Source organism: Pyxidicoccus sp. M15, assembly GCF_056858435.1.
This window is the reverse complement of record NZ_CM166495.1, coordinates 8195442-8217953: the sequence shown is the minus strand read 5'-3', so window position 1 is coordinate 8217953 and position 22512 is coordinate 8195442. Positions and strand designations below refer to the sequence as shown.

Annotated in this window: 22 protein-coding genes; all 22 read left to right on the top strand. The window is 70.7% G+C overall.

Going from position 1 to position 22512, the window contains the following annotated elements; translation table 11 throughout:
* Positions 1–22: 22 nt before the first annotated feature.
* The 22 genes from ACX9TP_RS30190 to ACX9TP_RS30085 all read left to right on the top strand — a co-directional run bounded on the left by ACX9TP_RS30190 (position 23) and on the right by ACX9TP_RS30085 (position 22497).
* On the top strand, positions 23–622 hold the full coding sequence (locus tag ACX9TP_RS30190; RefSeq protein ID WP_482982243.1) for an RNA polymerase sigma factor: 600 nt from the start codon (positions 23–25) through the stop codon (positions 620–622).
* A complete protein-coding gene (locus ACX9TP_RS30185; protein ID WP_482974094.1) occupies positions 619–2028 on the top strand; it encodes an anti-sigma factor family protein in 1410 nt (469 codons plus the stop codon). Before ACX9TP_RS30190 ends, ACX9TP_RS30185 begins: the two co-directional genes overlap by 4 nt.
* Before the next feature lie 103 nt (positions 2029–2131).
* The gene (locus tag ACX9TP_RS30180) at positions 2132–3124 is read left to right on the top strand and encodes a TadE/TadG family type IV pilus assembly protein (protein WP_482974093.1); all 993 of its coding nucleotides are present in this window, start codon (positions 2132–2134) and stop codon (positions 3122–3124) included.
* A 14-nt stretch (positions 3125–3138) separates the two neighbouring features.
* Positions 3139–5235: a Tad domain-containing protein gene (locus tag ACX9TP_RS30175; RefSeq protein ID WP_482974092.1), complete on the top strand. Its 2097-nt coding sequence runs from the start codon at positions 3139–3141 to the stop codon at positions 5233–5235.
* A gap of 15 nt (positions 5236–5250) precedes the next feature.
* A complete protein-coding gene (locus tag ACX9TP_RS30170; RefSeq protein WP_482974091.1) occupies positions 5251–6417 on the top strand; it encodes a TadE family protein in 1167 nt (388 codons plus the stop codon).
* On the top strand, positions 6410–7189 hold the full coding sequence (locus ACX9TP_RS30165; protein WP_482974090.1) for a hypothetical protein: 780 nt from the start codon (positions 6410–6412) through the stop codon (positions 7187–7189). The genes ACX9TP_RS30170 and ACX9TP_RS30165 overlap by 8 nt, the downstream gene beginning before the upstream one ends.
* Complete coding sequence (locus ACX9TP_RS30160; protein WP_482974089.1) at positions 7186–8004, top strand: hypothetical protein; 819 nt, start codon at positions 7186–7188, stop codon at positions 8002–8004. Before ACX9TP_RS30165 ends, ACX9TP_RS30160 begins: the two co-directional genes overlap by 4 nt.
* Positions 8001–8231, top strand: coding sequence for a hypothetical protein (locus ACX9TP_RS30155; protein ID WP_482974088.1), 231 nt, complete (start codon positions 8001–8003; stop codon positions 8229–8231). Before ACX9TP_RS30160 ends, ACX9TP_RS30155 begins: the two co-directional genes overlap by 4 nt.
* A complete protein-coding gene (locus tag ACX9TP_RS30150) occupies positions 8228–8971 on the top strand; it encodes a hypothetical protein (protein ID WP_482974087.1) in 744 nt (247 codons plus the stop codon). The genes ACX9TP_RS30155 and ACX9TP_RS30150 overlap by 4 nt, the downstream gene beginning before the upstream one ends.
* Positions 8972–9086: 115 nt before the next feature.
* Positions 9087–9785: a hypothetical protein gene (locus ACX9TP_RS30145; RefSeq protein WP_482974086.1), complete on the top strand. Its 699-nt coding sequence runs from the start codon at positions 9087–9089 to the stop codon at positions 9783–9785.
* Between the two features lie 36 nt (positions 9786–9821).
* A complete protein-coding gene (locus tag ACX9TP_RS30140; RefSeq protein ID WP_482974085.1) occupies positions 9822–10529 on the top strand; it encodes a hypothetical protein in 708 nt (235 codons plus the stop codon).
* A 188-nt stretch (positions 10530–10717) separates the two neighbouring features.
* The gene (cpaB, locus tag ACX9TP_RS30135) at positions 10718–11533 is read left to right on the top strand and encodes a Flp pilus assembly protein CpaB (protein WP_163998321.1); all 816 of its coding nucleotides are present in this window, start codon (positions 10718–10720) and stop codon (positions 11531–11533) included.
* 36 nt (positions 11534–11569) lie between these two features.
* Entirely contained in the window at positions 11570–12415 is an 846-nt protein-coding gene (locus ACX9TP_RS30130) for a type II secretion system F family protein (protein ID WP_482974084.1), read from the top strand.
* A 67-nt stretch (positions 12416–12482) separates the two neighbouring features.
* The gene (locus ACX9TP_RS30125; protein WP_482982242.1) at positions 12483–13310 is read left to right on the top strand and encodes a type II secretion system F family protein; all 828 of its coding nucleotides are present in this window, start codon (positions 12483–12485) and stop codon (positions 13308–13310) included.
* Positions 13297–14778, top strand: a complete 1482-nt coding sequence (locus tag ACX9TP_RS30120; protein ID WP_482974083.1) for an FHA domain-containing protein — start codon at positions 13297–13299, stop codon at positions 14776–14778. The genes ACX9TP_RS30125 and ACX9TP_RS30120 overlap by 14 nt, the downstream gene beginning before the upstream one ends.
* A 37-nt stretch (positions 14779–14815) precedes the next feature.
* The gene (locus ACX9TP_RS30115; RefSeq protein ID WP_482974082.1) at positions 14816–16585 is read left to right on the top strand and encodes an FHA domain-containing protein; all 1770 of its coding nucleotides are present in this window, start codon (positions 14816–14818) and stop codon (positions 16583–16585) included.
* On the top strand, positions 16582–18309 hold the full coding sequence (xseA, locus tag ACX9TP_RS30110; protein WP_482974081.1) for an exodeoxyribonuclease VII large subunit: 1728 nt from the start codon (positions 16582–16584) through the stop codon (positions 18307–18309). The genes ACX9TP_RS30115 and xseA overlap by 4 nt, the downstream gene beginning before the upstream one ends.
* Positions 18310–18357: 48 nt before the next feature.
* Entirely contained in the window at positions 18358–18696 is a 339-nt protein-coding gene (xseB, locus tag ACX9TP_RS30105) for an exodeoxyribonuclease VII small subunit (RefSeq protein ID WP_482974080.1), read from the top strand.
* A gap of 24 nt (positions 18697–18720) precedes the next feature.
* The gene (locus ACX9TP_RS30100) at positions 18721–19101 is read left to right on the top strand and encodes a response regulator (RefSeq protein WP_482974079.1); all 381 of its coding nucleotides are present in this window, start codon (positions 18721–18723) and stop codon (positions 19099–19101) included.
* A gap of 14 nt (positions 19102–19115) precedes the next feature.
* Positions 19116–20009: a polyprenyl synthetase family protein gene (locus tag ACX9TP_RS30095; RefSeq protein WP_482974078.1), complete on the top strand. Its 894-nt coding sequence runs from the start codon at positions 19116–19118 to the stop codon at positions 20007–20009.
* A complete protein-coding gene (locus ACX9TP_RS30090; protein WP_482974077.1) occupies positions 20009–21760 on the top strand; it encodes a 1-deoxy-D-xylulose-5-phosphate synthase in 1752 nt (583 codons plus the stop codon). Before ACX9TP_RS30095 ends, ACX9TP_RS30090 begins: the two co-directional genes overlap by 1 nt.
* The gene (locus ACX9TP_RS30085; RefSeq protein ID WP_482974076.1) at positions 21757–22497 is read left to right on the top strand and encodes a TlyA family RNA methyltransferase; all 741 of its coding nucleotides are present in this window, start codon (positions 21757–21759) and stop codon (positions 22495–22497) included. Before ACX9TP_RS30090 ends, ACX9TP_RS30085 begins: the two co-directional genes overlap by 4 nt.
* Positions 22498–22512: the final 15 nt, after the last annotated feature.

Sequence of the window (22512 nt, the reverse complement as noted above, 5' to 3'; positions counted from 1 at the left end):
GGAGACCTCAGACGAGCGGCTGATGCTCGCCTTCCAGGCGGGGGACGCGCGCGCGTTCGAGGCGCTGGTGCGCAAGCACCGGACGCCGGTGTTCAACTTCGTCCTTCGATTCGTCGGGCACCGGGCACGGGCGGAGGACGTGCTGCAGGAGACGTGGCTGAAGGTGGTACGGAGCGCCGGCGAGTACACGCCCAAGGCGAAGTTCACGACCTGGCTCTACACGATTGCGAGGAACCTCTGCGTGGACAGCGCGCGCAAAGAGAGCTACCGCCAGGCGTCGTCCCTGGAATCCCCCGCCGCGGGTGCGGATGGGGAAGAGGGACGGCCGCTGGGCGAGGGGCTGCCGGACACGGGGGCCAGCCCCGAGCGCGGCGCGTACAACGCCCGCCTGCGGCCCCTGCTGGAGCGCGCCCTGGCGGCCCTCCCGGAGGAGCAGCGAGAAGTGTTCATCCTGCGTGAGTACAGCGGCATTCCCTTCAAGGACATCGCCGAGGTGACGGGCGTGTCCGAGAACACCGTGAAGAGCCGGATGCGCTACGCGCTCGACGGGTTGCGACGACGCCTGGCGGACATGGGCGTGGACGGCGACCTCGCCGAGGACGGAAGGACGGTGACGGGATGAATCCGCAGAATGCCCACGCGCACGAGGACCGGCTCCTCGACTTCGCCTACGGCGAGCTGCCCACCCCCGAGGCCCGGGCCATGGAGGCGCACCTGTCGGGCTGCGCCCGCTGCACCCAGGCCCTGGACGACATCCGCGGCGTGCGCGCCACCATGTCCCAGCTCTCCACGGAGCCCGCGCCGGACGCCGGGCTCGAGTCGCTCATGGCCTACGCGCAGCAGGCCGCGCGCCGCGCCGCCGCCGGCCCCGCGCCCAAGCCCTCGCGCTGGCGCCGCTGGCTGCTGCCGGTGTTGGGCGTGGCCTCGGTGAGCACCTTCGGCATCTTCATCCTTGAGGCGAACCAGAACGCCCCCCAGACCCTCTCCCCGGCCCAGGTGGCGGCGAAAGCCGACATGGCGAAGGCGAAGGACGCCGCGCCCGCGCGCGGTATGGCCGGGCCCGTTGCCCAGAGTGCGGAGGCCCCCGCGCCAGCGCCTCCGCCCCTCGGGCAGGCCGCGCCCTCCGCGGACGCGCTCCTGGACGAGGGCGCCGCGAAGGAAGTGGCGCGCGCGGACGACTGGCGCAACGCGGGCAGTGGCGGCGGGCTCGACGCCCGCATCGTCCGCGAGGAGGAGATGAAGTCGAAGCGTGAGTACGGCAAGGGCGCCTCGGAGCGCGCGCGGGCCTCGACGAACCGGTCGCCGCTGGCGAAGAGTGCCCCCTCGAAGTCCCCGAAGTTCGCCCTCGCCGAGAAGGACGCCCCCGACGAGGAGGCCCTGCCCGCGCCGAAGCAGGACTCGTTGAAGCTGGGCGGTGCGTCCCCGGCCCCGGCCGAGGTCCAGGCCGCCGACGAGGACGACGACGCGTACGACACCTTCGCGGGCGCCAAGCAGGCCCCCCAGGACGTGGGCTCCGCGTACGCGCCCTCGGCGCCGCCCGCGCCCACGACGGCGGCCCCCGTGGCCCCGTCCGCGGGCCGCGCGGACGTGGCCACCGGCGCCCTCGCGCAGACGGAGGCCCTGGCCGAGCGCCGTGCTCCCGCTCCGTCCCAGGCGCCCTCGAAGAAGGCCCGGCGAAGCGAGCCCGAGAGCCCCGCCGCCGGCATGCCGGCCACTCGCGCCCAGGCGGAGCCGGGGCCGTCCGTGGCGGAGCTCTCGAGGCAGGCCCGGGAGGCGTACCTCGCCGGCGACCGCGCCCTGGAGTCGGGGCTGCTGCGCTCGGCGCTGGACGCCGGGGCCTCCGGCACGGAGCGCCTCGGGCTCCTCAGCCGCCTCTGCGACGCGGAGCTCGCCCTGGGCCGTCAGGCCGCCGGCACCGCCGCCTGCAAGCGCGTCATCGCCGAGGCGCCGGGCTCCAGCGCCGCCCAGGCCGCTCGCCGCAAGCTGGCCCGCGAGGCCGTCCCGGAATCCGCTGATCCCCAGAAATGAGGACCTGCGGTTTCTGAGCAAATAGAAAATGGACGGAAACGTGGGTGTAGGTCTGTCCATTTGACCGATGCGAGTCCGGCGCGCCTCACCGGATAATGGAAGCATGGGACAGGAAGCACAGGATGGTGGGCGGGCGCGGGGGGCGTCTCGCGCGCAGTCGGGTCAGGCCGCCGTGGAAGCGGCGATGATCATGCCGCTGACCGTCTTCATGACGCTGGGAATCATCCAGCTCACGATGATGCAGCACGCGAAGCTGATGACCGAGTACGCCGCGTACCAGGCGGCGCGGGCCGGCATCGTGTGGAACGGCAACAACGAGCGCATGCACGACGCGGCCATCGTCGCGCTCTTGCCGACGATGGGCGCCACGAACGACATCGCGAAGCTGGGGACGACGCTCGCGTTGCACCAGCTCTACGACACCGGCATGAGCGCGTTGAACTTCGGCGGTGGCGTGGTGCCGCGCACGGTCAACGGCTCCAACCTGCTGGGCATGGTGCGGGTGGACACCATCAACCCGGCGTACTTCACGCCCATCAACACCATCTGGAAGCTGCGCAGCGGCGTCAACTGGCAGGAGCTGGACTTCGACGGGGCGGACAGCTTCCCCGAGGTCCCCACGCTGGAGAACCACATCCGCAAGTTCTTCAACCTGCCGGAGCCGGACGAGTCGGAGCTCGTCTTCCGCAAGTCCACGCGGCTCACCATCCGCCTGCGCTACTGGTACCAGCTGCGCGTGCCCTTCGCGAACTGGATCATCTTCACCTCGTGGTTCGCCTCCAACGCGGGCCTGGCGCTGCACGGCGCCATCGACCGGGCCACCGTCACGCCGGGCGCCAACATCATGGCCGACGGCAACCTCAACGGCCTGGCCGCCGCGTCCGTGAAGGGCATCCGGCACGAGAAGGGCTATGACTCCGTGTATCCGCTGGAGATGGCGGTGCTCTGGGGCCTGGCCACTGGCAGCATCCCCCTGGTCTCCAACTTCGCGGGCCGGCGCTACTTCATCCCGCTGACGGCCACGTACACCATGCGCATGCAGTCCAACTTCCACCGGAAGTGGATCATGCACCTCAACCCCGACTGGGGCCTGTAAGAGGACCGCCGACCATGTTCACCCGGACCCTCCGACAGAGCTTCCGCCGCCAGGAAGGCCAGGCGCTGGTGCTGGCCGCGCTGATGGTGCTCGTCATGTCCATCGCCGTGTTGACCACCGTCAACATCGGCCACACCGTCCACGAGCGCATCCGCCTGCAGAACACCGCGGACTCCGCCGCCTACTCCATGGCCGCCATGGAGGCGCGCGCGTTCAACTTCTACGCGTACGCCAACCGCACGCAGGTCTCGCACTACGTCTCCGCGATGCTGTGGCAGTCGCTGCTGTCACTCATCTACTTCGCCGAGGCGTTCCTCGCGGACACCTACGGGTTCATGAAGACGCTGAACCCGTGCGCGGGAGACGATGACGGCTTCTTCTGGAAGATAGCCTGTCCCCTCTTGAAGTTGATTCCGGTGGTGGGGCAGGTGCTCAAGGTCATCGACACCGCGATGGAGGCCTGGAAGACGGTCGTCAGGATCTTCCACCAGCTGCTGGTCACCACCAATCCGGACAAGCTCATCGGCAAGCTCGTCATCCCCACGCACTGGGTGCTCAACAGCGTGATGTTCTTCGCGTCCCAGGCGGTGATGATGTCCACGTCCACGCACGTCCTGCAGACCACGGACACGGTCATCGCGGACAACGACAAGAACATCAACTCGCTCGTCAGCCAGGGCCTCACCGGCGTGCTCAGCCAGTGTCTCTTCGACCAGGCGCACTTCGCCGAGGCGGGAGGCCGTCCCCTGGGCACTCCCGCCAACCCGTTCAAGGCCATTGACCCGGAGGCGACGGCCCATACGTCGAAGGAGGCTCGCGCCAAGCGCTCCATGGGCGGCATCTCCAACGCGACCCGCTACGCGTGTGACACGTCGGGCGGGCTGGGCGTGGGCGGGGTGAACCTGCTCCAGTGCCAGCAGAAGTTCATCACCTCGCGCCGGCTGGGAGACCTCATCCCGCTGCCGAGCTGGCTGGGCATCATCGGCGAGTGGCTCAACAACGAGGTCGACATCCCCGGGGTGATCAGCTTCGGCAAGCTGGGGCAGACCCGCATGCTGACGCACATCAGCCAGTACCGGGACAAGCTCGTCCAGACGCGCAAGACGCGCAACTACATCCGCGACTGGAATGACGGCATCGCCCCGACGCTCGGGATGATGGCCCAGGGCGACAACCTCGGCTCGGACGACCTGTACTGGCTCAAGTTCGGCCCCGCGGGCTTCCCCGGCCTGACGAACCCGATGGCCTGCAAGACGGACGAGAAGGACGTCGGCCGCTGCTGGGGAGATCCACGCAGGGGGCTGGAGGACTCGAGCCGGAAGCTGCTGCCCTACCAGTGGATGTCCAAGACGAGCATCTGGGCGCTGAACGACAAGGCGGGCTCGTACCGCGACGGCGGCGTGCACTGGCGGGTCCACCCCGAGCGGCTGCCCACGGGCGACAGCGGGTGGCGCAACCGCCAGCGTCCCAAGGGCTCCGAGGGCGAGGTGGGCGTCACCAAGAACGAGGTCTGCGTCCTCCCGCTGGGCATCTGTCCGCCCCTCCTGCCCGGAAAGATGGACGTCTACACGGCCAACGTGCACCCCGCGGAGGACGGCAACCACCCGTGGAAGGGCGTCGTCCCGTTCATGCACTTCGAGCCCGGCCAGTTCGAGGGCGTGTGCGGCCGCACCGCCAGCAACGAGGCGGCGCCGCGCTACAAGTTCGACTTCAACCAGCCGTCCACCTGGGTCGCGCTCAACAAGTCCCCGGACGAAATCACCAACCGGGACCTGAAGGACAAGGAGGCGGGCACCAACGCGCCCGCGCTGCTGAACGCGGACGGGAAGATCCGCTTCAACTTCACGGCGGACACGGAGGCGCTGGAGCTGGAGAACAACCGGAAGAAGTTCCTCAGCTTCTCCGAGGGGCTCAACGTCATCACCCGCGGCCAGAGCTACTACCACCGGCCCGGCAACTGGACGGAGCAGCCCAACTTCTTCAACCCGTACTGGCGCCCGCGCCTGGCGTCCGTGTACCAGGGCCGCCACAACCTGCCCCTGGTCGGCAGCCTGACGGACGCCCTGCCAGGCCCGCTGCGCGGCATTGCGCCCAAGATCATCACCCACTAAGCCGGGACACCGCTGATGAGACCGCCAAGACAGCGCAGGGCCCCGCGCCGCGGCGCCGCCACCGTCGAGTTCGCGCTCGCCGTGCCGGTGCTGGTGATGATCCTCATGTTCAGCATGTACCTCACCGAGCTGGTGCGGGCGAAGCTGAAGCTGCTGGAGCTGGCGCGCTACGCCACCTGGGAGATGACGAGCTACGCGCTGTCCGACTTCGGCAGCGAGAACCACGACGGCGCCTTCGAGGACGCGAGGACGGAGGCCCTGGAAGAGGCGCAGGAGCGCTTCAAGGACATGGACTCGGTGGAGACCAACGCTCCGCCCGGCTCCTTCATCGCGCGCTACACCAACGTCCAGTCGGAGCTCGTCAACAAGGAAGTGCCCTTCATCGAGGCGGGCCTGGTGCTGGGCAACAGCGGCGACGGCATGGCCAGCGACGTGATTGGCGCGGTGGGCGGCGGCGCCAACGCGCTCCTGGGCGCCTGGAAGTTCAACACCAAGGGCTGGGTGGAGTCCCGGGTGTCGATGCAGTTCGACAACGTCATCCTCCCGCAGCGCTACCTGGAGCAGAGCACGGGGGACTTCTTCAAGACGAACACCTTCGGAGGCAGGAACCTGGGCAGCCTGCGGCTCAGCGCCCACCACTCCATGTACGCCAACGGGTGGAACATGCCGGACGGCGGCGATGCCGTCATCAACGACCGGCGCGCCGGTGGCCACAACGAGGGCAGTGATCCGCATGGCCTCTACGCGCAGGTCAACCGGATGACCTTCCTGGGCGTCAAGAAGGCCATCGAGGACTCGCCGGTGGGGGGCGTGCTGGACTTCTTCAAGTCCTTCTCGCCCGCCTTCCTCGGCACCTTCGTCATCTCCAAGAACTACGGGTTGGAGGGAGGGGACGCGTCCCAGTGCGCGGGCGTCAACAGCTACCCCGTGGCCGCGGCGCATGGCCTGCAGGACCAGATGACGAACGACCTCGAGCTGCTGGACCATGACCGCCCGCAGTGCTTCGACACGGCCCCGTTCCGGGACAACACCTATGAGGACTCGCAGTACAAGAAGATCTTCGAGGCCCGGGGCGAGCACTTCATGGGCTGCAAGAATCCGCAGGCCGAGGACCCTTCCGCGCCCACCAGCGCCGACGCGACGAAGGGCGACAAGAACGAGGACATCGTCAACTGTGAATAGGTCGCTGGCACCCTTGTGCGCGCTGCTGCTGGCGGTGGGGGCCCTGGCCGCCCACGCCCAGCAGGAGCTGCCCGTCTACCCGGGCACGGTGCACACGCGCATCGGCAATGACCTGGTCATCGCCGGTGAGTACTACCGCATGGCGTACTTCACCACGAAGGACCCGCTGGAGAAGGTGGCGGACTACTTCACGCGCCACTGGCGCTCGCGGGGCTACCCCACCGCGGTGGACGGGGACCTGGAGGAAGAGGCCGTGGTGTCCGCTCTGTACACGCGCGAGGGGCTGCAGCGCGGCGTCGTCCTGCGCCGGCACCTGGGCAAGACGGTGGGCTTCACCGTGCTGAGGGACCTCTGGGTGAGCGCGCCCCGCAAGCCGGCCCCCGGCCTGGTGAGGCTGGAGGGGATGCTCTTCACCCAGGACCTGGCCACACGGGATGCGCCCGGCGGCTCCCAGAACCGCTCGTCGCTCGTGCAGGGCAGCCTGGAGGACGTGCGCAAGCGCGTCACCCAGGAGCTCGAGAAGCAGGGCTACCAGCCGGTGCGCCAGGGCGCGATGAAGCTCGGAGGGGAGACGCAGCTCACCCTGGAGCATGCCCGCAAGGGCGAGCAGGTGCTGACGACGCTCCGCCCCGTGGAGGACGGGCTCACCGCCATGGTACAGATGTGGGTGGGCTCGGACCGTCCCGACGCGATGCCCAACGATGTCGCCGTGCGCGAGAGCCGCCAGGCGCATGAGCGCAGCCAGCGCGCCGCGAAGGAGGGCACGAAGTGAAGGCCGTGGTGACCTGCCTCGCGCTGGCCGTGCTGCTCGCCGCCGTGCCCGTCCGGGCCGCGGCGCCCGGGCCCGCGCCCGCGATGAAGGCCCTGATGGACCACATGTCCCGGGGCGCGCGGGCGTCGCGCGTGGGCGACTGGGTCACCTACCGGATGGATGGCGGCGGCGCGCGCGTGCACTTCTGGCGCATGGCCGTCGTGGGCATGGAGAAGGACCGGTACGCACGGGACGCGGTGTGGATGGAGGTGGAGTTCGGCACGCACCCCGCGATGCGCGCGCCGCTGGGGCAGATGAAGATGCTGGTCGCCCTGGGCGAGTCGGACGGCTCGGGCCGCCACCCCATCACCCGCCTCATCGCCTCCGCGGGCTACGGCAAGCCGCAGGAGTACTCCCAGGAGGCGCTGGAGGACGCGCTGAAGAAGAAGGAGCCGGCCCCGGACGACGCCGCGCGGGCGAAGGGCGCTCCGCAGCCGGCGCTCCCCACCGCGTACCGTCCGGTCGTCCGCTCCGGCAAGGAGGCACGCCTGATGACCCACGCGGGCACCGTCACCGCCGTCCCGGTGGAAGTCGTGCTGCGCTCCACCGTCATCAAGCGCATGTGGATGAGCCGGGAGATTCCCGTCATCAACCTGGCGAAGATCGAGATTCCCGGCATCGGACAGAGCATGGAGGTGGCGGAGTATGGTGTGGATGCGAAGTCCCGCATCCGCATGCCGCAGCCGAACGAGCCGCAAATCCATCTCGAGTACGCCGACCAGAAGTTCGCCAACCTCCCCTGGTTGCAGGAGGAGGAGGAGGAGGAGAGCCCATGAGCTCCACGACGAAGACGCCGCGCCCCCACCGCCGTGCGCGGCGCGGTCAGGCGATGTTGGAGTACTCCCTGCTCAACTGGGTCCTCGTGGTGGCGCTCGTCGTCGGCGCGTCCGTGAAGGTCCGGTGGACCGATGACAGGCAGTCCAACGTCATCGACCTCTTCCTGGAGGCCTACCAGGTCTATTACGACTCGTACTACTTCGTGCTCAACCTGCCGTTCCCATGACGGCGGCGGTCCGGAGCGGGGAAGGGGGCTCGTCCCCCTGGGGCCTGCGGGTGGTGCACGCGGGCGTCTTCCTGGCCCTGGCGGCGGTGCCGCTGGGCGCGTCCCGTTCCGAGTGGCTGCACCTCGTGGAGGCGGTGTCGCGCCCCTTCCACGTGGGCGACCCGCCGCGGGGGCTCCTGCTGCTGGGCTCGGTGGTGGCGGCCGTGGGCCTGGTGCGCCTGCTCGCGGGGCTGGCGAGAGGCCGCTCCGCCCCGCTGTGGGCCTCCCTGGCGGTGCTCGCGGGCGTCGGCGGGACGCTCGCCTCCGGCCGGCAGCCCGTGGACTCGCGCTCGGAGACGCGCGCCAACCTGGCCTTCCTCACCTCCGCGCGGCGCGTCCACCTGGAGATGGTGGGCCAGCTCCAGTCGCGGGCCGAGGTGCCCGTCGAGACGGCCCCGTGGCAGGCCCTCCTCGAGCAGGCCTTCCGCGCCGACGCCCGCGTCCGGGACAGGACCTTCCGCGGCGTGCCGGCGAGGGTGCTGCGGGTGGCGGCGCCGGACGCGGCGGCCGAGCGGCTCGTCCCGGGAGATGTCTGGCTCTTCGTCTCCCGGGACGGCGTCACCTTCTCCCTGCGCGTCGTCGGCCTGGAGCACGGCGTGCCCGCGCTCCTGCGGGACGAGGCCGGCGGGCCCCTGGTCCTCACCGGCCTCTTCAACCCCGACCTGCCTGCCGCGGAGCCCCCCGGTCCATTGCTTCCTTGACGCGTCCCCACTTGCGGGGTTGCCTGGGTAGGCAGGCTCGGCGAGGCTCCGGGTAGACGTTGACCCGGCGGCACCTCCAGACGGGGGCCGCCGGCAGTTCGAGGGAGAGGCGCACATGGCACAGGCGCGGTGGACGTGGCTGCTGGTGGCGGCCGTGGTGGGGCTCGGGGCATGCAAGGACGAGCCGGGCGGGACGGGGACGGACGACGACGATGACGTGGAGGCGGGCGCGCAGCCCGGCTTCGGCAAGGACCGGCGCCAGCCCAAGGGCACGCCGCTGCCGCTGCCCGCGGGCGTGCAGGTGGCCGGAACCATCGTCGGCGCGGACGACGACGGCAACTGCCCGCAGCCGCGGACGCAGGCCGTGGGCAGCGGCCTCTCCGTGCGCGGCTGCCTCCAGCTCACCAACACCAGCGGCGGCCCGGTCCAGGTGACCTTCCCGCCGGGGCTCGTCATCGTCTCCGCCTCGGAGAGCTACCAGAACGGCCTGCTGATAGAGCGCGTCGTCGTGACGGTGCCCCCCACCTCGGGAGGCCCCGGAGGGGTCGACGGCGGCACCACCGCGACGACGGTGAACGTGCCCCTGCACTTCTACTGCATCAACAAGGCGAGCCTGCCCTCGGACCCGTCCGCCCGCTTCGAGCTGGGCCCCGTCACCGACCACCCGCAGATGCAGGAGCTCTACACGCTGATGCAGGGCAAGGACGTCTACGACGACGGCACCAAGGTGGAGATCGTCCAGGAGGCCATCTACAGCATCACCGAGGGCTCGGGACTGACGGCGGCAGACCGCGAGGCCCTGCGGGATTTGTAGTCCCCCCACGTGTCCCGGACGGACAAGGAGCGCGCAATGGCGCATGCGGCCTGGAAGTGGATGGTTGTCGCGGCGGCGGTGGGGGCGGGCGTGCTGGCGTGCAGCGGGGATGACGACGACGACGGGACGGACACCCCCGACGCGGGGACGGGGCAGAACGAGGTCCGCCCCGGCCTGGGGGACGACCCGGGAGAGCCGCTGGGCACCCCGTTCACCCTGCCTCAGGGCGTGACGGTCAGCGGCACGGTGTACGGGGCGAACGACATCACCGACGACTGCGGCAACGGGGCCCCGGGCAACGGCTCGGGGGACTTCGTGAAGGTCTGCGTGCCGCTGCGCAACGCCACGGGCGGCTCGGTCCAGGTGACCTTCCCGCCGGGGCTCGTCATCATCTCCGCCTCGGAGAGCTACCAGCACGGCCTGCTGGTGGAGCGCGTCGTCGTGACGGTGCCGCCCACGTCCGGGGGCCCCGGAGGGCTCGACGGCGGCGTGGACTCCGAGGCGCACGTGGTGCCCCTCTTCACCTACTGCCTCAACGAGTCCCTGCTCCCCAACGACACGGGCACGCCCTACCGGCTGGGGCCCGTCACCAGCGACTCGGCCCTGAAGGAGCTGCTGGGGCTGGTGGACGGCAAGCGAATCTCGGGCGAGGAGGAGGTTGACGTGGTGCAGCACGCCATCTACAGCATCACCGAGGGCAAGGGCCTGACGTCGGGAGACCGCGCCGACCTCGCCGACCTGTAGCGCCCTGGTTTTTGTTCCGGAATGGCGCGGGATGCCGGGCTATCGCGAGAGGTGGTTTTGACACCCGGTGTATCGCACGGCTAACATCCCGCGCCATCCGCGCTTGTTGCGCCTGATTGTACTCGCACACCCCCTCTGGACTTCTTCGCCGCCGAACGGCACCCCCCCGTTTTGGAGGTTCCTGAACCATGCTGAAGGGCAAGACTCCTCTTGTCGTCGCGCTCGTGCTGGGCCTGCTGGCCGGCGTCATCGCCTACTCCGCCATCAAGAAGAAGGAGGCGGACGTCCGCCGCGGCTGGAACCTGGTGCCCGTCGTCGTGGCGGCGCAGGACATCCCGGAAGGCACGGTCATCACCTTCGAGATGATCTCCCAGCGCTCGGTGCCGGAGCAGTTCGTCACCTCGTCGGTGGTGCGTCCGGACTCCGCTTCCTACGTCGTGAACCAGAAGGTGCTCGTGGCGCTGCAGTCGGGTGATCCGCTGCTGTGGAGCCAGTTCGAGACCACGAAGGCGGCCGAGCGTCTGTCCACGAAGGTGCAGCGCAAGGCCCGCGCCATCACCATCGAGGCGAAGAACACCACGTCCGTGGGCGGGTGGATCCGCCCCAACGACAAGGTGGACGTCATCGGCACCTTCCGGGATCCGCAGACGGACGAGAGCGTGGCGGTGACGCTGCTCCAGAACGTCATCGTGGTGGCCACGGGAAAGATCACCGGCACCACGAACGTGAACCTGATTCCGGAGAACCAGCGCGAGTACAGCAACATCTCGCTGATGGTGCTGCCGGAGGAGGCGGAAATCCTGGTGCTGGCGACGGAGCTGGGCGCGCTGACGCTCACCCTGCGCAACGAGGACGACGTGGACCTCATCGAGGAGCGTGGCCGCGCGACCATCAGCACGCTGCTGTCCGGCGAGCGCACCCGCGTGCTGGAGCAGAAGCGCCGGGAGATCATCCAGATCATCAAGGGCGGCGCGGAGAAGGCCGCGGGCGCGGCAGCGCCGTAACGGCGCTCCACGCGGGTCCTCCAGGGAACCACGCCCATGCTCGCCGGAATCGTCCTCCTCCTCGTCACCGGGTCTGTCTTCTTCTTCAGCCTGGTGATCTTCAGCGTCCTGTCGAAGGCGTATGAGCAGTACCAGGAGCGCTACGTCGCCAAGTCGATGAACGACTTGAGCGACATGTTCCTCTTCATCGATGCGCGCCAGATGTTGATCCTCAACATCGCGAGCATGTGCTTGCTGGGGATCCTCTCGTACATCATCTTCAACCCCATCCTCGCGGTGATTGCCACGGTGTTCGGCTTCTTCGTGCCGATGATCCTGGTGAAGCACTACCGCAAGCGGCGCATCAAGAAGTTCAACGTCCAGCTGGTGGACGCGCTGCAGGCCATGGCCAACGCCTTCAAGGCGGGCCTCACCTTCCCGCAGGCCATCGAGCACGTGGCGCGCGAGGCGATGCCGCCCCTGTCGCAGGAGTTCGGCCTGTTCGTGAAGGAAGTGAAGCTGGGCGTGCCCCTGGAAGAGGCGCTCATCAACATGGGGCGCCGGGTGGGCAGCGACGACCTGGAGCTGGTGGTGGTGTCCACGAACATCGCCCGGCAGCTCGGCGGCAACATGGCGGAGATGTTCGAGACCATCTCCACGGTGATCCGCGAGCGCTTCCGCCTGGAAGGCAAGATCGACGCGCTCACCTCGCAGGGCAAGCTGCAGGGGTGGATTGTCGCGGCCATGCCCGGAGTGCTGGGCATGGTGCTCAACTACATGCGGCCCGACCTGATGGAGCCCATGATGAACCACCTGTTCGGGTGGATCCTGGTGGTCATCATCGCCATCATGGAAATCATGGGCATCCTCATCATCCGCCGTATCGTCAACATCGATATCTGAGGGGTGCACCGTGGATGTCCTGACGCAAGTGCTGGTCGGCAGCTCGGCGCTGCTCTTCGCGGGGGCCATGGGGTTCCTCGGCCTGGGCCTGTACCAGACGCTCTTCGAGCGCTTCCTCTCCGAGGTGCGCGACGAGTCGGCCGGCGGCGTGAAGGGCGCGGGGGGCGTGGCCATCCGCCGCCTGGGTTCCATGAACCGCCGCATCATGTGGCCGAGCTACGAGGCCAAGGCGCGCCGCAACCTCATCAAGGCCGGTGAGCCGCAGGGCTACAAGCCCGAGGACATCATGGCGCTGCAGGAGGTGAGCGCCGTGGTGGGCCTGCTGATGGGCCTGTTCATCCTCAACGGCCTGGGCCAGAACCTGGGCTGGTCGCTCGTCTTCGCGCTCTTCGGCATGTACTACCCGCTGATGTGGCTGAACGACCAGGTGAAGAAGCGCCACCTGCAGATCAGCCGCGCGCTGCCCTACAACCTGGACCTGCTGACGCTGTCGGTGGAAGCGGGCCTGGACTTCACCGCGGCGCTGGCGAAGGTGGTGGAGAAGGGCAAGGTGGGCCCGCTGCGCGAGGAGCTGCAGCTGGTGCTCAAGCAGCTGAAGATGGGCAAGACGCGTGAAGAGGCGATGAAGAGCATGATCGTCCGCGTGGACCTGCCGTCGCTGACGACGTTCGTCACCGCGCTCATCCAGGCGGACAAGATGGGCACCAGCCTGGGCAAGGTGCTGCGCATCCAGTCCACGCAGATGCGCATCGACCGCACCCAGCGCGCCGAGAAGCTGGCCGGCGAGGCCCCGGTGAAGATGCTCTTCCCGCTCATCGCCTGCATCTTCCCGACGGTGTTCATGGTGCTGTTCGGGCCCATCGTGTTCCAGTTCTTCTTCGGTGAGCTGGCCTGAGGGTAGTGCCCTGCCTATCCGTCTGACCATCACCAAGGGGCTCCAGGAGGGACGGGAGCTCGTCTTCGAGCAGGCCGAGGTGAAGATCGGCCGCACCTCGGAGAACGACCTGGTGCTGCATGACCACGGCGTCTCCCGTCGGCACGCGCGCATCATCGAGCGCGCGGGGCTGTACTTCGCCGCGGACGTGGGCAGCTCCAACGGCACCTCCCTCAACGGCACGCTGCTGCCGGGTGAGCAGCAGCTGAGGGACGGCGACCGCATCACCGTGGGGCCCGTGGAGTTCACCTTCGTCTGGGTCCCCCCCGACGGGGACGAGGACGCCACCCGCCCCATCCGCCGCACCGCCGCGCTGGGCGGCCCGCTGGACGGCGCGGCCGAGGTGCTGCCCACCGCGAAGCTTCCCGCCATCTCCCCGGTGCGGCCCGCGGACCCACCGCCGCCAGCGGCGGCCCTGGAGAAGGCGGACGCCCGCGCCGTGCCCGCGCGCCCGGCGCCCGCCGCCGCTGCCGCCGAGGCGATGACGGCCGCCGAGCGCGCCCGCCGCCGCCGGGAGCTGGCCGGCAGCGGTGGCGGACAGCTGACGCTGTGGTGGGGCGAGCTGAAGCTCGGGGCCCGGCTGGCGGTGGGCCTGGCCATGGCGCTGGTGCTGGTGGGCGGCCTGGGGGCGCTGGGCTGGGTGTTCTGGCCCCAGGGCGGAAACGCCGGCAGGGGAGGCCCGGAGCCGGTGTCGCTGGGCGTGGTCGCGGTGCCGGACTCGTTCGGCCTGGGCGAGGGCGTGCAGTGGGAGCGCCCGGACCAGAAGTCCTTCGACTTCCAGTTCGTCACGCCCACGCGGGCGGTGGCGGTGCTGCACTACCAGGCCAGCGGCATCTCCAAGGAGGAGGTGGCGCTGGTGCTCAACGGGGCCAACCTCGGGTGGGTGCCGCCGGACACGGCCAGCGCCATGGAGCGGGAGCTGGAGTTCATCCTCCCCATCATCTCGCTGAAGCGAAACGACCTGAACACCCTCGTCTTCGACAACGTGCGCAACCCGCCCGGCAACGAGTCGTGGCGGGTGTGGAACCTGCGCCTGGAAATCATCCCCGTGCCGGAGCTGTCCCGCGAGGAGCTGGTGACGAAGGCGCGCCAGTACGCGGTGGCCGGGGCCCGCTTCTACGAGACGCGGGCCATCGGCTCGGAGAACCTCTTCAAGGCGTGGCAGCAGTACCGCTTCGCGTGGCTCACCCTGGAGGCCCTGGACGAGAAGCCGGACCTGTACCAGGACGTGCGCTTCCAGCTTGGTCAGGTGTCAGCCGAGCTCGACCACAAGTGCAGCCAGCTGATGCTCGATTTCCAACGCAGCGTACAGTTCCGGAACGCGAAGAAGGCCCGGGCGGCCCTGCAGGAGGTCAGCAGGCGCTTCCCTACAACCGAGCATCGCTGCCACAATCGGGCGCTGGAGTTGGCATACGAGCACGAGCTGTAACCCCCGTGCCCCCCTCGTAGGAAGTCGGTGAATTCCCATGTCGAACGGTTCCCCTCCGGCGCGTCGCAGGCCCACTTCCGGAACGCCTTCCGGCGGGTCGCCCTCGGGAGGCACCGGGTCCCGCCCGGCCATGCGCAGGTCGTCCACCGGCGCGGCCCCGAGCCGGCCCGCTCCCGCGTCCGCCGGCTCCCGGCTGGTGTGCGTCGCGGGCCCCAAGGCGGGTGAGGAGTTCTCGCTGGAGGACGGCGAGTACGTCATCGGCCGCGCCACCGACAACCCCATCTGCATCCCCGACACGTCCGTGTCCCGCAAGCACGTCATGGTGCGCAAGCTGGGCACGGGCTGGGCGGTGAGCGATTTGGGCTCCGGCAACGGAACGATGGTCAACGGCGACGTCATCGGCGACGAGACGCCCCTGGCCAACGGCGACGTCATCACCCTGGGCGACACGGAGCTGCGCTTCGAGGACGTGGCCAACTCCACGATGAACATCTCCGCGCCCCCCAGCGGCTCCCGGCCCCGGCCCTCCACCGCCGGCTCGGGGGGCAGGCCCGGAGTGCCGCCCCGCCCGCCGCCGCGCACCGAGGGCGGGCGCGTGCGCAGCTCTCGCGCCACGGCCGCCACGCCGCCCAGTCCCGAGGAGCTGAAGAAGAAGATGCGCATCAAGCTGGCCGCGGCCGGCGTGGTGGTGGTGCTGTTCGCCGGCCTGGGGCTGGTGCGGATGAACGTCAACCGCCAGCAGGCCGCGGAGCTGGCGAAGGCCATGGAGAGCAAGGCCCGCCGCGACGCGCTCGGCGCGCTGTTCCAGGACGCGAAGAACCTGGTGCGCGAGGGCAAGTGGATTGAGGCGCAGGCGAAGCTGGAGGAGCTCCAGGCGCAGGCGCCGGACTACCCGGGCGTGACGGACTACCTCGGGCACGCGGAGCGGGAGATTCCCATCCAGCGCAGCCTGGAGGAGGCGCGGGCGGCGCTCGCGAAGAACGAGCTGGGCAAGGCCTCGGCCGCGCTGGCGAAGACGGGCCGGACGCAGTTCCTCGACGAGCCGGTGCGCCTGCTGAAGCGGGACCTGACGGCCGCCGCCAGCAAGCGCACGGTGGCGGCGCGCGCGGCGCTGGACAGCAGCCAGTACGACGAGGCCAAGGCCATCACCGACGACGTGCTGGTGGCGGTGCCCGACTACCGCGACGCGAAGCTCATCAACGAGGCGGCGGCGCAGTCCATCGCGCAGCGCGACGCGCCGAGGCCCGTCATCCAGGGCCCCGCGCCCAAGCCGTGGGAGCCGGCCGTGGACCGCTTCCGCGACGGTGACACGTCCGGCGCGGTGGCCATCCTCAACGCGTGCATGGCCCGCACGCCCCAGTGCAAGAAGCTGCTCGGGCAGATCAACGAGTTCAGCAACCTCTACAAGAAGCTGGAGGACCTGGACGCCAAGAACCTGACGAAGCTGCTGGCGCTCGACAAGGACATCACCGACGGGCGGCCCAGCAAGATGGCGCGCAACGCGGGCACGCGCGCGGCCACCATCTTCTACAAGGGCGCCACCGCGGCGAAGGCGGCGGCCCAGTGGGGCCGCGCCATGGAGTACGCGCGCCGCGCGCTGCAGGCCGACCCGGGCCATGCCGGCGCCACCAACATCATCAGCGAGATGAAGACCAAGGCGAAGGACCTCTACCTCTCCGCCTACTCCATCAAGGACGCCTCCCCCGAGGAAGCGCTGCCCAAGTTCAAGGACGTGGTGGCCATGACTCCGCCCGACGACGAGTACCACCAGAAGGCGAAGACCTGGGTCGAGAAGCTCTCGCGATGAAGAAGTCCAGGGGCGGCCCGCCGCCGACAGTCTCGCCTCCCGGCCAGGGGGATTTGTTCGGCGCGTCCGCCACGCCTCCGGGCCCGGCCGAGGAGGCCCGGTCCCAGGCGCGCGTGGTGGCCATGCCCCGCAGGCCGCCGCCCCCGCCGGTGGACGCGGACGGCACGGCGCTGCTGGGACCGCTGGAGGGTGCGCCTCCGCCGCCGCCGAAGCCCGAGCGCTCGGTGCTGTCGGTGGGCGAGCTGACGCGGCAATTGAAGCAGACGCTGGAGTCGCGCTTCGCGCGCGTCATCGTGCGCGGCGAGGTGACGGGCTTTCGCGGGCCCAACGCGCGCGGGCACTGGTATTTCTCGCTGAAGGACTCGTCCGCCGCCATCGACACGAAGGTGTGGGCGTCGCTGGCGGGCCGGCTGCGCTTCATGCTCCGCGACGGCATGGAGGTGGTGGCGGAGGGCAGCGTCGACCTCTACGAGCCGCAGGGGCGCTACAGCCTCATCGTCCAGCGGATGGAGCCGGTGGGGGAGGGCGCGCTGGCGCTCGCCTTCGAGCAGCTCAAGGAGCGACTGGCGGCGGAGGGGCTCATCGGCGACCGGCGCGTGCGCGCGCCGCGCCCGCTGCCGTTTCTACCCCGGCGCATCGGCATCGTCACCAGCCGCACCGGCGCGGCGCTCCAGGACTTCCTGCGCGTGCTGCACTCGCGCAACCCGCGGCAGAGCGTGCTGCTGGCGGACGCGCGCGTGCAGGGCGAGGGCTCCGCGGTGGAGGTGGCCCGGGCCATCGAGCGGCTGTCGCGCACGGACGTGGACGTCATCGTGGTGACGCGCGGCGGAGGCTCCGTGGAGGACCTCTGGACGTTCAACGAGGAGCTGGTGGCGCGCGCCATCTTCGCCTCGCCGGTGCCGGTGGTGTCGGCCATCGGCCACGAAATCGACTTCACCATCTCCGACTTCGTGGCGGACCTGCGGGCGCCCACGCCCAGCGCGGCGGCGGAGCGGCTGGCGCCGGTGCTGGCGGACCTGGAGCTGACGCTGGCCACCCAGGCCGGGCGGCTGCGGCGCGCCATGGAGCGGCGGGTGCTGGAGCTGCGCGAGGAGCTGGGCCAGTACTCGGCGCAGCTGGAAGACCCGCGGCGGGCCATCAACCACCAGCGGCTGCACCTGTCCGAGCAGGTAGAGGCGATGATGCGCGTCATGCGGCCCGCGGTGCGCGAGCACCGTGAAGGGCTGCGCGCGCTGTCCGAGCGCCTGCAGCGGGCCCGGCCCCAGGCGCGGGTGGGCGAGCAGCGGGCGAATCTCCTGAAGCTGGCGATGCGGCTGTCGGAGGCGGCGCGCTCGGGGGTGGCGTCCCGGCAGGCGGCGCTGGCGGCGGCGCACCTGGGGCTGGAGCGGGCCTCACCGGCGGCGCGGGTGGCGAAGGAGCGTGCCCGGCTGGCCGCGCACCGGGCGCGGTTGCTGGCGCTCCAGCAGGGGGCCCTGGCGGATGCGCAGAGGCGTTTCCAGCGTCTGGAGGGACGGTTGGACGCGCTCAGTCCGTTGAAGGTCATGTCGCGCGGGTACTCGGTCGTGTTCCGCCAGCGCGACGGCGCGGTGGTGCGCACCAGCACCGACGTGCAGGTGGGAGAGCGGCTGGGCATCAAACTCGCGGTGAACGGGGCGAAGACGCTGGGCGGGTGTGAGGAAGTCGAAGCCACCGTCACCGGCGTGAAAGGGCCGGTGGACTGCTAACGGGCCACCCTCTAGAGTCCCGCGCCCCACACGGGGAGGTGGAAGGCTGTGGCGAAGTCCAAGGCGGACAAGGTGGCGGCGGAGGCCGAGGTTCCCGAGCAGTACGGGGACGTGGTGACGCGACTCGAGGAGACGGTGGGCCGGCTGGAGAGCGGCAACCTGTCCCTGGAGGACTCGCTCAAGGCCTTCGAAGAGGGCATCAAGCTCGTGCGCCGCGGCGAGAAGCTGCTCACCGAGGCGGAGCAGCGAATCGAGCAGCTGTTGCTGGACGAGGACGGCAAGGACGTGGTGGCGCCCCTGTCGGTGGCGGCGCGTCCGCCCCCGGCCACCCGGGCGCCTGCTGCGCCTGCTCCCCGGCCTCCCCCGGAGGATGACGTCCCGTTCTAGGCGGTGCGGGCGCCCACTTCCGGCATGCCGAAGCCGAAGATCACCATCGTCGATGATGACCGCGACACGCGGGAGCTCTTGGCGGCGGCCCTGGAGGACGAGGGCTTCGACGTCACCATGGCGGCCAACGGCCTGCGGCTCATCGCCTCGCTCCAGCTGCACCGGCCGCACGCCATCCTCCTGGACGTGAACATGTCCTGGATTGACGGCTTCGAGCTGTGCCGGGCGGTGAAGAAGAACGAGCACTTCCGGGAAATCCCCGTCATCTTCATCAGTGGACGCGGGGACCCCGAGGACAAGCGGCACGGCATGGAGGTCGGCGCCGCGGACTACTTCGTCAAGCCGCTGGACATGGACAAGCTCGTCAAGCGCATCCACGAGCTCGTGGCCACGCAGGCCCCCTAGAGGAGCACGGACTCTTGGCATCTTTCGACTTGGACTCCTTCCTGGGCGCCCAGCAGGCGCGGGTGGAGGCACTGCTGCGCGAGCGCGCGGACCTTCTCGTGTCGTCCGGCACTCCGCCGAAGCTGGCGGAGGCCATGCGCTACTCGCTGCTGGCCGGGGGCAAGCGCCTGCGCCCGGTGCTGTGCCTGGCCTTCGCGGACGCGGTGGCGCGTGCGAGCAACGCCTCCGCCGTGTCGGGCGACGCGGCGTGTGCGCTGGAGTACGTGCACACGTACTCGCTGGTGCATGACGACCTGCCGGCCATGGACGACGACGACTACCGCCGGGGCCGGCTCACCAACCACAAGGTGTACGGCGAGGCGATGGCGATACTGGCGGGTGACGCGCTCCTGACGGAGGCCTTCACGCTGGTGGCCTCGGGGCCGGAGCCGGTGCGCGCCGCGCTCTGCCGCGAGCTGGCGGTGGCGGCGGGCGCGGCGGGCATGGTGGGCGGGCAGGTGCTGGACATCGCCGAGGACCGGCCGGCCGCGCTGGACTACCTCGTCCGGCTGCACCGCCTGAAGACGGGCGCCCTCATCCGCGCCGCGTGCCGCATGGGCGTGCTGGCCGGCGGAGGGGACGCGGACGCGCTGGCCCGCGCGGACAGCTACGGCGACGCGGTGGGACTGGCCTTCCAGATTGCCGACGACGTGCTGGACGTGACGGCCACGCCGGAGCAGCTGGGCAAGCCGGCGGGCGCGGACGCGGCGGCGGGGCGCTTCACCTTCCCGGCGGTGGTGGGGCTGGAGGCGTCGAAGCGCATGGCGGAGGAGAAGGTGGCGCAGGCGATGGCGGCGGTGCGGCCCCTCGAAGGGGCGGACGGGCCGCTGGCGGCGCTGGCGCGCTACTCCGTGGAGCGGAAGTCCTGATGGCGGGGGTGCTGGCACGCATCGGTTCGCCCTCGGACGTGCGGGCGCTTCCGGAGGCGGAGCTGCCGGCGCTGTGCGAGGAGCTGCGCGAGGACATCATCTCCCTCTGTGGCCGCGTGGGCGGCCACCTGGGCGCGTCCCTGGGGGCGGTGGAGCTCATCGTCGCGTTGCACCGCGTGTTCCACTCGCCGACGGACGCGCTCCTCTTCGACGTGGGCCACCAGGCGTACGCGCACAAGCTGCTCACCGGGCGGCGCGAGCGCATGCACACGCTGCGGCAGGCCGGGGGGCTCGCGCCGTTCCCGGACCCGCGCGAGAGTCCCCACGACGCGCTGCTGGCCGGCCACTCGTGCACGGCGGTGTCCGCGGCCCTGGGGATGCTGGAGGGGCGCCGGGTGCTGGGCAGGCGCGGGCACGTGGTGGCGGTGCTGGGCGACGGCGGGCTCACCGGCGGGCTCACCTTCGAGGGGCTCAACAACGCGGGGGGCAGCCACCTGCCGCTGGTGGTGGTGCTCAACGACAACCAGATGTCCATCAGCGCCAACGTGGGCGCCATTCCGGCGCTGCTGCGCACCCGCGGCGCGCGCGCCTTCTTCGAGGGGCTGGGCTTCACCTACGTGGGGCCGGTGGACGGGCATGACCTGGGGGCGCTGGTGCACGCGCTGCGCGAGGCGAAGGTGTCCTCGCGGCCCGTCGTGGTGCATGCGCTGACGCTCAAGGGGAAGGGCTTCCCGCCGGCGGAGGCGGACGCGCAGACGCGCGGGCACGCCATGGGCCCGTACGAGTGGCGCGACGGCAAGCTGGTGCGCTCGCGCAAGGGACAGCGGACCTTCAGCGAGGCCTTCGCCTCCGTGCTGGAGGACGCCATGGCGAGTGACTCGCGCGTGGTGGCGGTGACGCCGGCGATGCTGGAGGGCTCGGCGCTCAACGAGCTGAAGGCACGCTTCCCGGACCGCGTGCACGACGTGGGCATCGCCGAGCAGCACGCCGTCACCTTCAGCGCGGGGCTGGCCGCCGCGGGCGCGCGCCCGGTGTGCGCCATCTACTCCACGTTCCTCCAGCGCGCGTACGACCAGGTCATCCACGACGTCGTCCTGCCGGGCCTGCCCGTCGTCTTCGCGGTGGACCGCGCGGGGCTGGTGGGCGCGGACGGCGCCACGCACCAGGGCACCTACGACGTGGCGTCGCTGCGCCCGCTGCCCGGCCTGCGGCTGTGGGCGCCCCTGGTGGGCGAGGACCTGGCGCCCATGCTGGCCACCGCGCTGGCGGCGCCGCACCCGTCCGTCCTGCGCTTCCCGCGGGGCACGCTGCCGCCGCTGCCGCCGGACGTGTCCCCCGGCAAGGCACCGCTGGCGGGAGCGCGGTGGCTGCGCCGCGCCGAGCGGCCCCGGCTGACGCTGGTGACGCTGGGCCCGCTGGGAATCGCGGCGCTGGAGGCCGCGCGGAGCGAGCCGGGCTGGAGCGTGCTGGACGCGCGCTGCGCCTTCCCGCTGGACGAGGCCGCGCTGCTGGAGGCCGCCGCGTGCGGCCACGTGGTGGTGGTGGAGGAGGGCACCACGCGCGGCGGGCTGGGCGGCGCGGTGCTGGAGCTCTACGCGGCGCGCGGCGCCACGCCGAGGGTGCGCCTGGTGGGCCTGCCGGACGCCTTCGTCCCGCACGGCGACGCACGGGTGCAGCGCGCGGAGCTGGGCCTGGACGCGGCGGGCCTGCTGAAGGCGGGCCGCGAGCTGCTGGAAGGAGGCGGGCGGTGAAGCCTCGCAAGGAGCGGCTGGACGTGCTGGTGGTGGAGCGCGGGCTGGCGGAGTCGCGCACCAAGGCGCAGGCGCTCATCCTGGCCGGGCAGGTGGTGGTGGATGACCAGCGCGTGGACAAGCCCGGCTCGCTGGTGCCGCAGGAGGCGGAGCTGCGCCTCAAGGGCGAGGTGCTGCCGTACGTGTCTCGCGGCGGGCTGAAGCTGAAGGCGGCCATGGACCGCTTCGGGCTCGACGTGAGCGGCCGGGTGTGCGCGGACATCGGCGCCAGCACCGGCGGCTTCACCGACTGCCTGCTCCAGCACGGCGCCACGCGGGTGCACGCCATCGACGTGGGCTATGGCCAGCTCCACGAGAAGCTGCGCAAGGACCCGCGCGTGCGCTCGCGAGAGCGCGTCAACGCGCGCTACCTCACCGACGAGGACCTGCCGGAGAAGGTGGGCGCCATCGTCATCGACGTGAGCTTCATCTCGCTCACCCAGGTGCTGCCCTCGGTGCTCACCTTCCTGGAGCCGGGCGGCCTGCTGGTGGCGCTGGTGAAGCCCCAGTTCGAGGTGGGCCCGGAGCGGGTGGGCAAGGGCGGCGTGGTGCGTGACGCCGCCGCCCGCCAGGACGCCATCGACACGGTGACGGCCTTCGTGCGCGAGCAGGGCCTCACCGTGCGCGGGGTGATGGACTCGCCGGTGCCCGGGCCCGCCGGCAACGTGGAGGCACTCCTCGTCGCCGACAGGGCCTGAGCGCGGGCCCGGCCG

What these genes read in the sequence shown, in the direction of transcription:
- ACX9TP_RS30190 (WP_482982243.1), top strand. Translation starts at nt 23, where the DNA reads ATGCTCGCCTTCCAGGCGGGGGACGCGCGCGCGTTCGAGGCGCTGGTG.
- ACX9TP_RS30185 (WP_482974094.1), top strand. Translation starts at nt 619, where the DNA reads ATGAATCCGCAGAATGCCCACGCGCACGAGGACCGGCTCCTCGACTTC.
- ACX9TP_RS30180 (WP_482974093.1), top strand. Translation starts at nt 2,132, where the DNA reads ATGGGACAGGAAGCACAGGATGGTGGGCGGGCGCGGGGGGCGTCTCGC.
- ACX9TP_RS30175 (WP_482974092.1), top strand. Translation starts at nt 3,139, where the DNA reads ATGTTCACCCGGACCCTCCGACAGAGCTTCCGCCGCCAGGAAGGCCAG.
- ACX9TP_RS30170 (WP_482974091.1), top strand. Translation starts at nt 5,251, where the DNA reads ATGAGACCGCCAAGACAGCGCAGGGCCCCGCGCCGCGGCGCCGCCACC.
- ACX9TP_RS30155 (WP_482974088.1), top strand. Translation starts at nt 8,001, where the DNA reads ATGAGCTCCACGACGAAGACGCCGCGCCCCCACCGCCGTGCGCGGCGC.
- ACX9TP_RS30150 (WP_482974087.1), top strand. Translation starts at nt 8,228, where the DNA reads ATGACGGCGGCGGTCCGGAGCGGGGAAGGGGGCTCGTCCCCCTGGGGC.
- ACX9TP_RS30145 (WP_482974086.1), top strand. Translation starts at nt 9,087, where the DNA reads ATGGCACAGGCGCGGTGGACGTGGCTGCTGGTGGCGGCCGTGGTGGGG.
- ACX9TP_RS30140 (WP_482974085.1), top strand. Translation starts at nt 9,822, where the DNA reads ATGGCGCATGCGGCCTGGAAGTGGATGGTTGTCGCGGCGGCGGTGGGG.
- cpaB (WP_163998321.1), top strand. Translation starts at nt 10,718, where the DNA reads ATGCTGAAGGGCAAGACTCCTCTTGTCGTCGCGCTCGTGCTGGGCCTG.
- ACX9TP_RS30130 (WP_482974084.1), top strand. Translation starts at nt 11,570, where the DNA reads ATGCTCGCCGGAATCGTCCTCCTCCTCGTCACCGGGTCTGTCTTCTTC.
- ACX9TP_RS30125 (WP_482982242.1), top strand. Translation starts at nt 12,483, where the DNA reads ATGGGGTTCCTCGGCCTGGGCCTGTACCAGACGCTCTTCGAGCGCTTC.
- ACX9TP_RS30115 (WP_482974082.1), top strand. Translation starts at nt 14,816, where the DNA reads ATGTCGAACGGTTCCCCTCCGGCGCGTCGCAGGCCCACTTCCGGAACG.
- xseA (WP_482974081.1), top strand. Translation starts at nt 16,582, where the DNA reads ATGAAGAAGTCCAGGGGCGGCCCGCCGCCGACAGTCTCGCCTCCCGGC.
- ACX9TP_RS30100 (WP_482974079.1), top strand. Translation starts at nt 18,721, where the DNA reads ATGCCGAAGCCGAAGATCACCATCGTCGATGATGACCGCGACACGCGG.
- ACX9TP_RS30090 (WP_482974077.1), top strand. Translation starts at nt 20,009, where the DNA reads ATGGCGGGGGTGCTGGCACGCATCGGTTCGCCCTCGGACGTGCGGGCG.